This is a genomic window from Peribacillus sp. NPDC096540, from assembly GCF_050278525.1.
GTDB lineage: Bacteria > Bacillota > Bacilli > Bacillales > DSM-1321 > Peribacillus.
This window is the reverse complement of record NZ_JBNNTG010000002.1, coordinates 1-13,073: the sequence shown is the minus strand read 5'-3', so window position 1 is coordinate 13,073 and position 13,073 is coordinate 1. Positions and strand designations below refer to the sequence as shown.

Annotated in this window: 16 protein-coding genes and 1 pseudogene; 9 read left to right on the top strand and 8 right to left on the bottom strand. The window is 36.0% G+C overall.

The window, feature by feature from the left end:
* Positions 1-525: 525 nt before the first annotated feature.
* From ACQKMR_RS02085 to ACQKMR_RS02065, 5 genes are all read left to right on the top strand, one after another.
* Complete coding sequence (locus ACQKMR_RS02085) at positions 526-948, top strand: HIT family protein (protein ID WP_427695798.1); 423 nt, start codon at positions 526-528, stop codon at positions 946-948.
* Between the two features lie 293 nt (positions 949-1,241).
* The gene (gene serC, locus ACQKMR_RS02080; RefSeq protein ID WP_427695797.1) at positions 1,242-2,345 is read left to right on the top strand and encodes a 3-phosphoserine/phosphohydroxythreonine transaminase; all 1,104 of its coding nucleotides are present in this window, start codon (positions 1,242-1,244) and stop codon (positions 2,343-2,345) included.
* 131 nt (positions 2,346-2,476) lie between these two features.
* Positions 2,477-2,995 (top strand): tryptophan transporter, encoded by a 519-nt coding sequence (locus ACQKMR_RS02075; protein ID WP_098174919.1) that lies wholly within the window; start codon positions 2,477-2,479, stop codon positions 2,993-2,995.
* A gap of 607 nt (positions 2,996-3,602) precedes the next feature.
* The gene (locus ACQKMR_RS02070; protein ID WP_427695796.1) at positions 3,603-3,965 is read left to right on the top strand and encodes a YtxH domain-containing protein; all 363 of its coding nucleotides are present in this window, start codon (positions 3,603-3,605) and stop codon (positions 3,963-3,965) included.
* A gap of 190 nt (positions 3,966-4,155) precedes the next feature.
* Complete coding sequence (locus tag ACQKMR_RS02065; RefSeq protein WP_427695795.1) at positions 4,156-4,734, top strand: HTH-type transcriptional regulator Hpr; 579 nt, start codon at positions 4,156-4,158, stop codon at positions 4,732-4,734.
* Positions 4,735-4,736: 2 nt separating this feature from the next.
* On the opposite strand, the gene ACQKMR_RS02060 is transcribed toward ACQKMR_RS02065, so the two are convergent.
* A complete protein-coding gene (locus ACQKMR_RS02060) occupies positions 4,737-5,063 on the bottom strand; it encodes a DUF1878 family protein (RefSeq protein WP_427695794.1) in 327 nt (108 codons plus the stop codon).
* A 186-nt stretch (positions 5,064-5,249) separates the two neighbouring features.
* On the opposite strand from ACQKMR_RS02060, the gene ACQKMR_RS02055 reads away from it, so the two are divergent.
* The gene (locus tag ACQKMR_RS02055) at positions 5,250-5,834 is read left to right on the top strand and encodes a DUF3267 domain-containing protein (protein WP_427695793.1); all 585 of its coding nucleotides are present in this window, start codon (positions 5,250-5,252) and stop codon (positions 5,832-5,834) included.
* 112 nt (positions 5,835-5,946) lie between these two features.
* The gene (locus ACQKMR_RS02050; protein ID WP_034314696.1) at positions 5,947-6,129 is read left to right on the top strand and encodes a hypothetical protein; all 183 of its coding nucleotides are present in this window, start codon (positions 5,947-5,949) and stop codon (positions 6,127-6,129) included.
* 113 nt (positions 6,130-6,242) lie between these two features.
* Here the strand turns inward: ACQKMR_RS02050 and ACQKMR_RS02045 are convergent, their stop codons facing one another.
* Positions 6,243-6,326, bottom strand: a complete 84-nt coding sequence (locus tag ACQKMR_RS02045) for a YjcZ family sporulation protein (protein ID WP_061462016.1) — start codon at positions 6,324-6,326, stop codon at positions 6,243-6,245.
* Between the two features lie 165 nt (positions 6,327-6,491).
* Entirely contained in the window at positions 6,492-6,575 is an 84-nt protein-coding gene (locus tag ACQKMR_RS02040) for a YjcZ family sporulation protein (RefSeq protein WP_427696081.1), read from the bottom strand.
* 200 nt (positions 6,576-6,775) lie between these two features.
* Between ACQKMR_RS02040 and ACQKMR_RS02035 the strand changes: the two genes are divergently transcribed.
* Both ACQKMR_RS02035 and ACQKMR_RS02030 read left to right on the top strand, forming a co-directional pair.
* Positions 6,776-7,639, top strand: coding sequence for a peptidylprolyl isomerase (locus ACQKMR_RS02035; RefSeq protein ID WP_427695792.1), 864 nt, complete (start codon positions 6,776-6,778; stop codon positions 7,637-7,639).
* A gap of 107 nt (positions 7,640-7,746) precedes the next feature.
* Positions 7,747-8,707 (top strand): annotated as a pseudogene (locus ACQKMR_RS02030) (transposase).
* A 148-nt stretch (positions 8,708-8,855) separates the two neighbouring features.
* Here the strand turns inward: ACQKMR_RS02030 and ACQKMR_RS02025 are convergent.
* From ACQKMR_RS02025 to ACQKMR_RS02005, 5 genes are all read right to left on the bottom strand, one after another.
* Entirely contained in the window at positions 8,856-9,038 is a 183-nt protein-coding gene (locus tag ACQKMR_RS02025; protein ID WP_370662518.1) for a sporulation YhaL family protein, read from the bottom strand.
* 101 nt (positions 9,039-9,139) lie between these two features.
* Positions 9,140-10,078: a 3'-5' exoribonuclease YhaM gene (yhaM, locus tag ACQKMR_RS02020; protein ID WP_427695791.1), complete on the bottom strand. Its 939-nt coding sequence runs from the start codon at positions 10,076-10,078 to the stop codon at positions 9,140-9,142.
* Positions 10,079-10,255: 177 nt separating this feature from the next.
* Complete coding sequence (locus ACQKMR_RS02015; protein WP_427695790.1) at positions 10,256-10,954, bottom strand: (2Fe-2S)-binding protein; 699 nt, start codon at positions 10,952-10,954, stop codon at positions 10,256-10,258.
* Entirely contained in the window at positions 10,947-11,771 is an 825-nt protein-coding gene (locus tag ACQKMR_RS02010) for an ABC transporter ATP-binding protein (RefSeq protein ID WP_427695789.1), read from the bottom strand. Before ACQKMR_RS02010 ends, ACQKMR_RS02015 begins: the two co-directional genes overlap by 8 nt.
* A 664-nt stretch (positions 11,772-12,435) precedes the next feature.
* Entirely contained in the window at positions 12,436-12,771 is a 336-nt protein-coding gene (locus tag ACQKMR_RS02005) for a (2Fe-2S) ferredoxin domain-containing protein (RefSeq protein ID WP_427695788.1), read from the bottom strand.
* Positions 12,772-13,073: the final 302 nt, after the last annotated feature.

The window sequence follows — 13,073 nt, the reverse complement described above, 5'->3', positions numbered from 1 at the left end:
ATCATAATTAAGGAAGAAGGGGTTAGTCATTACGTGTGATTCATATCATATTGTAAATGAGGTGTCAGTTAAAGACGTATTACACTGAAATACCCAAATGTTTTATTACAATTGATTCACATCATATTGTAAATGAGGTGTCAGTTAAAGACGTATAAACTGAATTAAACCAGAAGCTTCATAAAATATCGTATCGAGCAAGGAGATGGTTCGCTTGCACGTAAAAGCAGAAAAATCATTCAATCATTATCAATTATGCTTTGAAAGTTGATGAAACTTTAAAGATATAGGAGATGGTTGCTTTGAATGGAAAATCTCTAATCAGATAACCGTATTTTACTTTACTGTAGATGAGGTGTTTGTCGCAGAGAGTTTATGCTAATGCGAAATGAAGCAAAACCCCCTTTTTCAACAAACAGGGTGCAACTTTCCGTTGCATCCTGTTTTTATGGTTTTTTCTTTTCTCAGAGAATCAAGCTATGGTACGATTAACCAAATACATTAATTTTTAAAGGGGCGCTTTTAATGAGTGATTGCATTTTCTGCAAAATAATCGATGGCGAAATTCCAAGTACGAAAGTTTTTGAAAATGAACATGTGTTAGCTTTTCTTGATATCAGTCAAGTAACAAAAGGCCATACTTTAGTGATTCCTAAAGTACATAAGGAAAACCTTTACGAGTTAACACCGGAAATCGCCAAAAATCTATTTGAAGTCGTTCCGGAAATTGCCCGTGCGATGAAACAAGAATTTCAACCTGTCGGCCTGAATCTATTAAATAATAACGGGGAAGCAGCCGGACAGTCTGTCTTCCATTTTCATTTGCACTTAATTCCACGACATGGAGAAAATGACGGCTTTGGGGCAGTTTGGAAAACGCATACGTGTGACTATACACCAGATGACCTGAAACAAATAGCCGACTCTATTGCACAGCATATTAAGTGAATTTTACGCTACCTGTAAAGGGTTATTGTCTACTCCCAACTAATGATTAGAAGATTACAACTTACGTTCAATATTTTCTCTAAATAGTACAGTTATACGTGACAAATTAAACACCCTAAATAGGTCCTCACTCACAGTGAAGGACCTATTTATTTCCTCCTCTTCTATTACTTCCTATTTCAAATTGATTATCCACTTAAAATTCTAAATTTTCCTCCTATTGAATTTAGTTTTCTGGTAGGATATAAATAGACTAAAATACTTTAACACATAGCTGTATAGGAGGAAGAAAATTGAAACGTGCACGCAATTTTAACGCTGGGCCAGCCGCCCTTCCCTTAGAGGTTTTACAAAGAGCTCAAAACGAATGGTTGAATATTGAGGATTCTGGTATGTCTGTCATGGAATTAAGCCATCGAAGTGCTGAATTTGAAAAAATTCATAACCATGCCATTCAATCTTTAAAAGATCTTATGGAAATTCCTGAAAATTATGAGGTTCTTCTTCTGCAAGGGGGAGCCAGTCTACAATTCTCTATGATTCCTATGAACATTTTGAATGATGGACAACGCGCAGATTATGTACTAACAGGTTCTTGGTCGGAAAAAGCTTTAAAGGAAGCCAAAAAAGTTGGTAAAACAGCAGTCGTTGCTTCATCTAAAGATGATAAATACACGTTCATTCCTAAACTTGAGGATATCAAATTGAATGAAGATGCGGCATATCTTCATATTACAAGTAATAATACGATTTACGGAACGCAGTGGAAAAACTTCCCTGAAACAGGTAGCGTTCCACTAGTCGCTGATATGTCAAGTGATATCCTTAGCAAAAAAATTGATGTAAGTAAATTCGGCATAATTTATGCTGGTGCGCAAAAAAATCTAGGACCTTCTGGAATTACCGTCGTTATCATCCGTAAAGATTTAATAACTGATAATGAAAAAATCCCATCCATGCTGAATTATTCTATTCATTCAAAAAATAAATCATTATATAACACACCGCCGACATTAGCGATTTACTTATTGTCACTTGTGTTGGATTGGGCCAAAGAACAGGGCGGTGTAGAGAAGATTGCCGAAGTAAATGGAGAAAAGGCAAAAGTCATTTACGATGCTATCGACAACAGCAATGGTTTTTACAAAGGCCATGCCCTACCCGACAGCCGTTCACATATGAATGTAACGTTCACACTTCCGACTGAAGAAGCTGAAAAACAATTCCTGAAAGACGTGAAGCAAGCCGGATTTGTTGGACTAAACGGTCATCGATCTATTGGAGGCTGCAGAGCATCCATTTATAATGCAGTACCGCTTTCCCATTGCCAAGATCTTGCTGACTTCATGAAAAAGTTTCAAGAATCCTATAAAGCAACAGAAGCACAAGTCCTCTAGTTTCTATGCTAATTTTAGACTTCTAAAAAAATAGGTCTTATGATATACTATTTTAAACTTCTTGCAACAGGCAGTAGTGCATTGTTGAAGAAAAGATTTTTAGTTGAGATGAGAATAGGAGAGATGAGTAAATGAAAACGAAAACTCTTGTGTCAATTTCCCTTTTAATTGGGATTGGGGCTGCTTTGCATTTTATTGTTCCAGGATTCTTCCTAGGAATGAAACCGGACATGATGCTGTTGATGATGTTTTTGGCGATTGCACTGTTTCCCGAGAAAAAGAATGTATTCATTGTCGCCTTGGCTGCTGGAGCTATTTCTGCCATGACAACAACATTCCCCGGAGGACAAATTCCAAATATCATAGACAAGTTGGTAACAGCCTTTCTGTTTTATCTTTTATTCATCAGTCTTAAGAAGTTTTCAACATCCGTTGTCACCGTAAGTATATTGACTGCCGTAGGAACAATTATTTCCGGCGCTGCCTTCCTTGGTTCGGCTTATTATATCGTCTCCCTACCAGGACCTTTCGTTGCACTATTCGGAGCTGTTGTTCTTCCAGCCGTACTGCTAAATACAGTTGCGATGGTTATCATTTATCCAATTGTGAACGGCATTGTAAAAAAATCAAATATACCCGCTCATGCTTAAACAGCAGGATCATCATACTTAAAAAAGCACCGGAATGACCGGTGCTTTTTTTCTCCTTATGAATCTGCATCTAGACGTATCTCTGACATTAAAACAAATCCTCTGAGGCTTAATGAATCAATACCCACATAAACCAAATAAAAAGCAGAAAGACCCCAGGTAGCCCCAAAGCAAACGCTCTATTTTGATGCACCCTCTTAGGAGGATAGATACCAGGATTTTTTGCCTTTTTTAGAAAAAACCCCATTCCGCACAGGCATATTAGGCCTAATAAAAATATAAATTTCATTATTACCCACCAATGCCATCAATGATCCGACAGCTAGTTTTTACTATTTATATGCTGTTCTTTCCATTCTATGAAGCATTTATAGATTAAGCTTCAAGTTATTTTTAAATATTATATATTTACTATCTAAGTTCAAAAAAATATTTTTGTGATATAAAGATAAAATGGTAGATACTCTTCCATAAGGATGAAAATTATGGTATTTTGTTATCAATAGTATTTATATCCCTATATAACATAATTTCCAATTGATGTTTTTTTCAGCAGGGATTTAGACCATGTAAAGCGAAATCAATATTATAAAATGAGGTGATCCTAATGAAGGCAAAATCATTACTAATTGGCTTTTTAACTGGAACAGTTGTAGCGGGAGCAGCAACCTTACTTTCTGCACCAAGTTCTGGTAAAGACTTACGGACTCGCATCAAAACAAACACGGAAGAAATTAAGGCAACCATTGATGAGTTAAAGGTAAAATTGCTAAATATTAAAGATGAAACAATGGAAGCTACACAAATCAGCAAAGAAACGGTGAAAACTTTCATTTCAGATGTTCAGGTGGTAATTGAGAACTGGAAGCAGGAAATTGAACCAAATAAAACGGAATTATTGAAGAATGTTCAAGAAATTGAAGATTCTCTGAAAGAATTAGAAACAGTAATTCCTTCTCCTAAAAACTAAAAGGTAAACACCATCATATAAGGCTAATTCTCCATTTTTCCCAATATTTTACATAGATTTTTAGAGAAAAATGGAGAATCTATTAAAAAACCTTAAATTTTCTAAAAATTTTGCAAATATTATCTTTATTAATTTTTATTTTATTGTCATAATAAATATACAGAATCTGATAAGTAGGTGAGCCCATAATATGCAGAATAAAAATTATTCTATGAAAGAAGCAATGATTTTTAGTCAACGAATTGCACAATTAAGCAAAGCATTATGGAAATCGATTGAAAAAGATTGGCAGCAATGGATTAAGCCCTATGATTTAAACATCAATGAGCACCATATTCTTTGGATTGCTTATCATCTTAATGGCTCTTCCATTTCAGACGTTGCAAAATTTGGGGTCATGCATGTTTCAACAGCATTTAACTTTTCAAAAAAATTAGAGGAACGTGGATTTTTAACATTCTCCAAGAAAGAGAATGACAAAAGAAATACGTATATTGAGATAACTCCAGAAGGTGAAAAGGTTCTACTTGAATTAATGGAGTCATATGACCCAAGTAAAAACTCAGCTTTCTCAGGTGCACTTCCACTTCGTGAACTTTATGGTAAGTTTCCGGATATGATTGAAATGATGGCTGTCATCCGTAACATATACGGGGAAGATTTCATGCAAATCTTTGAACGGTCATTCGATAACATTGATCAGGAGTTTACTGACGTTGAAGGCAAAATCACAAAAAAAAAGATAGAGAAAGAAACTGAGCCAGTTTAATCTCACACACTATTCATTTCCTTCATGAATGATACATATAAACCTTGTGAGAGGCATGCGTTAATGCATTCTTTTATGGTTATTTTAGGATTTAACCTTTTTTCAAATTGACTAAAAAGCGGTCGAAAGTTCAAGTACCCTTCCGCTTTTTCAATTTCAAAGCGTTTGCTCAATATATCACATGTCTCCAGCAACTCTTCCGCTTCCCTCTTCGTGAAATTTTTTTCCACAAAAAGAAAGTCTAACTGTGCCTCCGGATTACGTATAAGGTTTAATAATAGTTGCTGATGAAAACGGAGTATTTCTATTTCTTCATTTATATTTCTCATACATTATTAATCCCCAATCAATCATTATTTAGCATAAAACTCCAAACCATTATTCCGCCCAAAATCCACATTATTCTACAATTAGAATTCAGTCTTATCTTATTGTAGCCATCTTCAATTCTGCACTATCTTTTATCTTCAAACTAAATCCAAAAATTCTATTGCTTTTTTAACTCATTCATCGTAATGTATGTAAGTAAATTCAACGGTCTATGGAGGGCTGATTTCAAAATGAATTCGTGGAAAACAATAGACGTAACAAAACAATATGGGAGTTGCCGTTTAATTATATTTTCAGTTTTTACTATATTGATGTCTTTTGTTATGATCTATACCTTATTAAGTGTCTTTTCAACTCATGTCGTTTTGTATGACGATCAAATAATGGTATTTTTTAGCCTATTTCTCTTATTATATCCTGTTCACAAACTATTACACTATTTACCTCTACGATTACTATGTAAAAAAGTGAAAACATCCTGGTCTTTGAAGTGGAGACTCGTGCTCACATGTAAAATAAATGTGTATTATCCGATTCGAAAGCAACTATATCTCTTGACGCTAGTGCTGCCCTTTTTAATTATGTCTGTCATATTAATTGGCTGTGCCCTTAGTTTTCCACATTACATCCATTATTTCACTATTTTATTTTCCCTGCACACCGGAATATGTGTATCGGATTTCATTTATATAAAAAATCTAGTTGGTTCCCCAGGACATTCCTTTATTGAAGAACATGGAGAAGGATACGACATCCTTATCCAAAAGTAATGGATTGTCTTTTTATTCATAAAGATGACTGACGAGATTTTTAGGTATCTTTTTTCATTATAATTTGGTATCGTATTTATACATGATGTTTTGTAAGGAGGGATTTTAGGTTTTGATCTCGTTCTGGTTTATTATTTTTGCTATACTGATCCTTTATAATATTAATAGAATGACAAACTCTTTATGTATTCAAAAGGAAATTGCTGAAGACCGGCAGCCTAAAGTATTCAGGACCATTAATGTATTAATTACTATTATGTTATTATCCTCCTATATTGAAATTTTGTATACGTAGAGATGAGCAACAAATGTTGATTATCATTTGTTACATACATTGATGATACCCGGGGCTTTATCCACATAAAGAAAAAGGGCGAAGTAAGCAGCTTCGCCTTTTAGTTTATGAATTTATAACCAAGAAGCTCCAATTATGATTAACAGGATGAAAAGAACGACAATTAGAGCAAAGCCTCCACCTATTCCTCCAGACATTGATCTTCCTCCTTTCCATTCTTAAGTAATAGCAATTATGCACACTCTTATTTCATTAGTTTGATCAGCATTTTATTGATTTCCTGTTGAGCGGCTACCCTATCCTATTCAATTCCATTGCAAAAGGAGTGGGCATTATCCATCCATAATTAATTTTGCGTATAATTAGCAAAAGGCTGCCCCTACAATTATTAATAAAATGAATAACACAACTAACAAAGTGAAACCTCCGCTAAATCCATTACCCATTATTCTGCCCCCTTTGTTGTCCTCGATTTATCATATGTTAAGGTTTATGATCCGGTTAGGCATTTACCCAATTTTCGTAAAATTCTTATTCATACATCAATATATTATTTTTTGTAAAGTAACCAGAATATGTTATAGTTAATTTTGTGGAAATACGAAGAAGAGCAAACAAGAAACTTAAAACTAGGAGTTGTTTTTTAATGAAGAAATGGGCATTATCGATTGCTGTTACAGCAGGACTGATCGGACTTACAGCATGTAACAGCGACAAGGAAGCAGTCGTAGAAACTAAAGCAGGAGATATATCTAAAGAAGAGTTTTACAATGTCATGAAGGACCGTTACGGTGATACAGTTCTTCAAGAACTTGTTTATGAAAAAGTTCTTTCTGAAAAATATACGGTAACAGATAAAGAAGTTAAAGCTAAAACGGATGAGCTTAAAAAACAAATGGGTGAGAATTTCGAAACAGCTCTAGCCTCTTCCGGATATAAGAGCGAAGATGATCTTAAACGTGCACTTAAAATCGGCATGCTTCAAGAGAAAGCAGCCATTGCGGATATTACCGTGAAAGAAGCTGACGTAAAAAAAGCTTATGAAGACTATAAACCACAAATCAAAGCTAGGCATATCCTTGTAGAAGACAAAAAAACAGCAGACGAAGTTAAAGCCAAATTGGACAAAGGCGAAGACTTTGCTAAACTTGCAAAAGAGTATTCTACTGACGCAGGCACAAAAGATAAAGGTGGAGAGCTAGGCTGGTTCGGTCAAGGTGAAATGGTTCCTGCATTTGAAGAGGCAGCATACAAGATGAAGAAAGACGAAATCAGCAAACCAATTAAATCTGATTATGGCTACCACATTATTCAACTGCTTGATACAAAAGAAAAAAAATCATACAAAGATATGAAAAAAGATCTTGAATATGATTTGAAGGTCAAACAAATTGACCAAACTAAGGTTCAAGATATTTTGGATTCAGAAGTTAAAAAAGCAGATGTAAAGATTAATGATAAAGATTTAAAAGATGCTATTACATCTGGAGCCACTACTAAAGAAAAGTAATTTGAATAGTAAAAGCGACAGGACTGTAGACAAACTCGATGAAAATCGAGTTTGCCTACAGTTTTTTTTGTTTTAAAATGGAAGAATTAAAACTTGAGGTGATGAGGATGCTTTCTAAACATGATTCTATTCAGCGAGATCAACTTGAAATGATTACTCTAGATCAACTGGTGTCAGCGAACCATTTGGTTCGAAAAATTGAGGCCGCCATTGACTTCTCATTCATATATGACTTGGTGAAAGATATGTATTCAGAGGTGGGACGCCCAAGTATTGATCCAGTTATTTTAGTTAAACTGACATTAGATAAACTTAATAAGGAAGAAAGAAATTAAACAAAGTACAACTGACCGTGAGAGTGGCTACTATGTCAAAGATGAACGAACAAAACAGTTTGCCTATTCATTTCATGCGGCTGCCAACCGCAACGGTTTTGTACTGGGGACAATTGTAACACCTGGAAATACGCATGATAGTCACATCTTAGAGCCACTTGTTGGACAAGTAATTGAAAAGTTGGGAAACCAGAAGCTGTTGCCGCAGATGCAGCTTATAAAATACCGGTGATTACAAGCTATCTATTTGGTAATAAAATAACACCCGCTTTACCGTATACACGTCCTCGAACAAAAGAAGGATTCTTTCGCAAACATGACTATATTTACGATGAACATTTTGATTGTCACCTTTGCCATTTTAAAGTACTCAACAACGAATACAGAGGGCTATCGCGAGTACAAATCACCAAAACACATTTGTGTGGCATGTCCATTTTTATCAAAGTGTACCGAAAGTAAAGACCCTCAAAAAGTAGTGACACGTCATATTTGGCAAGATTATATGAAAGAAGCAGATCATCTGCGTCATCATCAAGATGTAAAACCTATCTATGCGAAACGTAAAGAAACGATTGAGCGTGTTTTCGCAGATGCAAAGGAAAAGCATGGCATGCGTTGGACTACTTTAAGGGGACTTAAAAAATTGTCGATGCAGGCGATGCTCACTTTCGCTGCCATGAATTTAAAGAAGATGGCCAATTGGACATGGCAAGGTCCAAAGATGGCCTAACATAGTGGGCTCGTAGAGACCTAATTCCTTAATATTGAGCAAAATTCAAAGGAAATTTCAAAAGGGGTTCGGAATGTTTTAATTCCGAACCCCTTTTGTCTACAAACTGAAGCGACAGGACTTTGTCCTGTCGCTTTTTTATTTCAGACTAGGCTCCCTGGTTTATATCCTTTTTACGCCTCTCTCTTTCCTCTTCCATCCGTTCAATATACTTCTGACCTTCCTTCTCAATCCAAGCATCATCTATAAGGCGTTCTTGCCTAGCTGTCCAAATTGCCATGACTGCACTAACGATAATTCCAATAAACACAAACCAGATCCATATTGGCATGTCCTTTTCCCTCCCAAATAAGACTCCTAGTCATTTACTAGAGAATATGCACAAACAAAAAAAATATGCTTCTTTCTCGATTGAGAAAGAAACATATTTCATTAAAATGTTGGTTTATAGAATGAACGATTATCAAGTGCGAAGACTCTTTCCGTAAATTCACCCGGTTTCACTTTTTCTAATGCCCGGTCCATCATATTTATTTTGGCATCCATGTTATCTATATAATGAAGTACTTCTGCTTCCCTTACCATTGGTGGTTTAGGACTGCCCCATTCAGCTTTACCATGGTGACTTAATATTAAATGCTTGAGGATCATGATTTCTTCTGCATCAATCCCTAATTCCTCTGCAGCTTTACCGACTTCATTTACCATGATGGTGATATGGCCTAGAAGGTTACCTTCAACCGTATATACAGTCGACACAGGACCAGATAGTTCATGTACCTTTCCAAGGTCATGTAGAATGACCCCTGCATAAAGAAGATCCTTATCGAGAGAAGGATATAGGGATGAAATGGCTTTAGCTAATCCCAGCATCGACACAACGTGATATGCGAGTCCCGACATATACTCATGGTGGTTCTTAGTAGCAGCAGGAAACGTCAAGAATTCATTCTGATATTTTTTGATAAGGTGCCGAGTCACCCTTTGGATATTTGGGTTCCTCATTTCGAAAATGAATTGAGTAATCGTTTCCATCATTTCATCCTGGCTTAAAGGTGCCGTTTGAATCAAATCCGCTTTTGAGATGCCATCAGCTTCCGCAGTAAGTCTAAGATTACGGATTTTCAATTGGCTTCGTCCTCGATAATTCTGGACTTCCCCCTGCACTTTCACCGTAGCTTCTGCACTGTATGTTTTCTCATCAGTCTCGGAGACATCCCATAACTTAGCCTCAATCTCCCCAGTTTTATCAGACAAAATTAGTGTCAAAAACGGCTTTCCATTACTCGCAACCGCCTTTGTACTCGTTTTAATATACATATATATATCTACTACTTCACCAATTCCATAGTGAATAATCCCATTTCCCATGCGACTGCCTCCGTTCAATTAAATATCAACATTATAACATATCAACCCGGGTAGTGCGTTTAGTTTCTATAATAAGTGATGGACAATCCGAAAGAAAAAGACTGGACAAATGAAACTTTTCACCCCATAAGAAAACCAGGCTTGAAGTCAAAGCCTGGCTTTCTTATGATTATCTATTCAACAGTTCTTATTCGGACAGTATGCGCATTTTTCCTGACCGTCAATCTGGTAATATAAACAGCAGGTCACTCGTTTATAAGGATTCATGGACTCAGGAATGGTTTTTTCTCCAATGAATCGTTTAAATGGTGAATGCCTTTCTATATTCATCCATATCTCATCTTCAAGCAGCCTTTCAATGTCCGCTTCAACTCGTGCTTTTATGTCTGGCTGTTTTAGTAACTCGGCATACATCCATACCGTATAGCCCCAAATGTTCTCCCATAGTACAAGTTTCGATATTTTAGTAGTTTTAGAAAGTGGAAGAATAGCTTCAGCACCAAATCTGCTTAATATGGACTTGAGTGCTAAAGGGCTATCCTTTTCCGAAACATCTCTCCAACTGTTTTTTTTCAGCCAAAAGTTCGGCAGCCAATTTTTATCTTCGGGATTATCCAAGACACCAATGTCCTGAAGTGTACCATTCCAAGTGAGCCGATGCTTGCTGATCATGTACAATTGTGCCGTAACAAAAAAGGCATAACGTCTGAACCACATTGAAGCTGCTACTCTTGTCGTCTCCGCTCCAGTCCGGTCTTGTGCATACTGAATCAGCCCATAAATATGATCAAACGTCTTGGAAACTTGAGCTTCATCTTTGAAGGAAATCCGATACGTTTGCAGCTCTTTTTCTATTGAAGAAGAAAGGCTATGCATTGGCCAGCGCTTTTACTTGACTTTGGGCATAACGCCCTTTTCCAAACGGGATACACATTGGGCTGCCAAAAATCGGATCAAACGAAATTTTACACTTCATTCCGAATACTTGATGAACCATTTCAGGAGTGATGATGTCCTCTGGCCGTCCTTGATCAAATATCGCACCATCTTTAAGAGCCACTAGATTATCCGCATAGCGGCAAGCCAGATTCAAATCATGAAGCACCATCACAATTGTTCGGTTCTCTGACTCATTCAAATCGAATAATAAGTCCAAAATGTCGATTTGATGTGCCATATCAAGATATGTAGTCGGTTCATCCAATAATATGATGTCCGTATCCTGTGCTAGGGTCATCGCTATCCAGGCCCTTTGCTTCTGACCCCCTGATAATTCATCGACCGCCCGATCCTTCAATTCTGTTAGGTTCGTTGCTTCAATTGCCTTTTGAACTTTTTCCTCATCCAAAGAGCTCCACTGCTTCAACCAGCTTTGATACGGATATCTTCCTTGTTTAACAAGTTGATAGACTGTAAGTCCTTCAGGGGCAATAGGCGATTGTGGAAGAATCGCCATCTTCCTAGCTACATCCTTCGATGACATGGAAGAAATAGCTTTTCCCTCAAGTAAAACTGAACCAGATTGAGGCTTTAACAAACGGGCAACCGAACGAAGAAGCGTTGATTTCCCACATCCATTTGCACCTATGAATACGGTGATTTCCCCATGAGGTATTTCTATATTCATTTCATTTATAATTAATTTTTCACCATAACCTAGCGATAAAGACTGTGTGTTAATAGCTGGTCGCATTAAAATACTCCCCTTATTAGTCTAATAATAACAGTTTAATGAAAATGATTATCAATGTCAATTTTAAAAAAGATAAAAACATAGTTTCTGTCCTATATATGAATACAAAAATAATTATTCGTTTACTAAAGTTATCCTTCGATTAAATATATGAAGAATCCTTAGTAAACATTAATATCCTCCCATCTAAAATAAAAAGACCTGAGTTTATTATTTCAGACTAAGGTAATTTTCTGAAATTACATATCAATTTTAATTTTATTTTGCGTGATTTTGGGATTTATTTTGCGTAAAAAAGCTTAGCTATTGATATATAAAGAAGTATGATAATTAAATGGTTAATAACTTAATAAATGAGTAAACAGAAGGGCAAGTTTTGAGGATCAAAACTTGCTCTAGTGTCAGGAAATTGAAATTTACAACGTTATGGATTTTCCCGTATTAAAAATCCCGGTTCCCTCAGTATTCAACAATTGCGCCCATTAATGGGGGAACATGACTGGCGTTTTTAAATTACTTTGTAAATGTAACACTTTTATTGTTATTCAACAGCTTCAAAATATATCCATAGATTTGACTTTGTTGCAATTGTCACTTGACACTTATTACAGTAGAAAAGCGCCCTGTTATACAGAAACGCCTTTTTCGATATAAAAATAAGATGTTACAGTTCACTTTCGTGGTTTTTAAATGTTTTCCCATCATGGTAGTAAAGTTCAGAGCCTAAATTAACACTTCTTTCTTCTTTCAATTGACGAATAAGCTCTTCACTTTTTGTTTTATTCATTTCTTTATACCAGGTTCCTTGTGGATATAGAACAGCGATCGGACCATGCTTGCATTGGCCATTACATAATGTTTTTGTTGTGTGAATCTCCTTTTGCAGATCTAAGCTTTTCAATTCTCCCCTAATGGTCTCTGTTACTTCTTCTGCTCCATTTTTTGTGCATGTTTTCCCGTTGCAAATTAATAGATGTTTGCTAATCCCATCTAAGTTCATAAAAACCCCCCTTTGTTTTTCCTTTTTATTTGACCTCTATAACAAATGGATAGCTATTGACTTTACCATCAAATTTAAATTCTCCCCACACTTTGTAGATCCCAAGCCTATCAAATTTTGTTTCAAATTGTGTCTTTTCTTCTGATGTAGGGTGCACATGAACAAATTTCTCACCCTTATCATCCAAAATAACAACATGGCCTAAAGTGATCTGACCCAATAAAGTTAGACATATAGTTTAAGCAGCTTCTAAGACCTGAGTTCGGTATTCTATCGGACTCAGGTCTTTTAATTTTACCTTC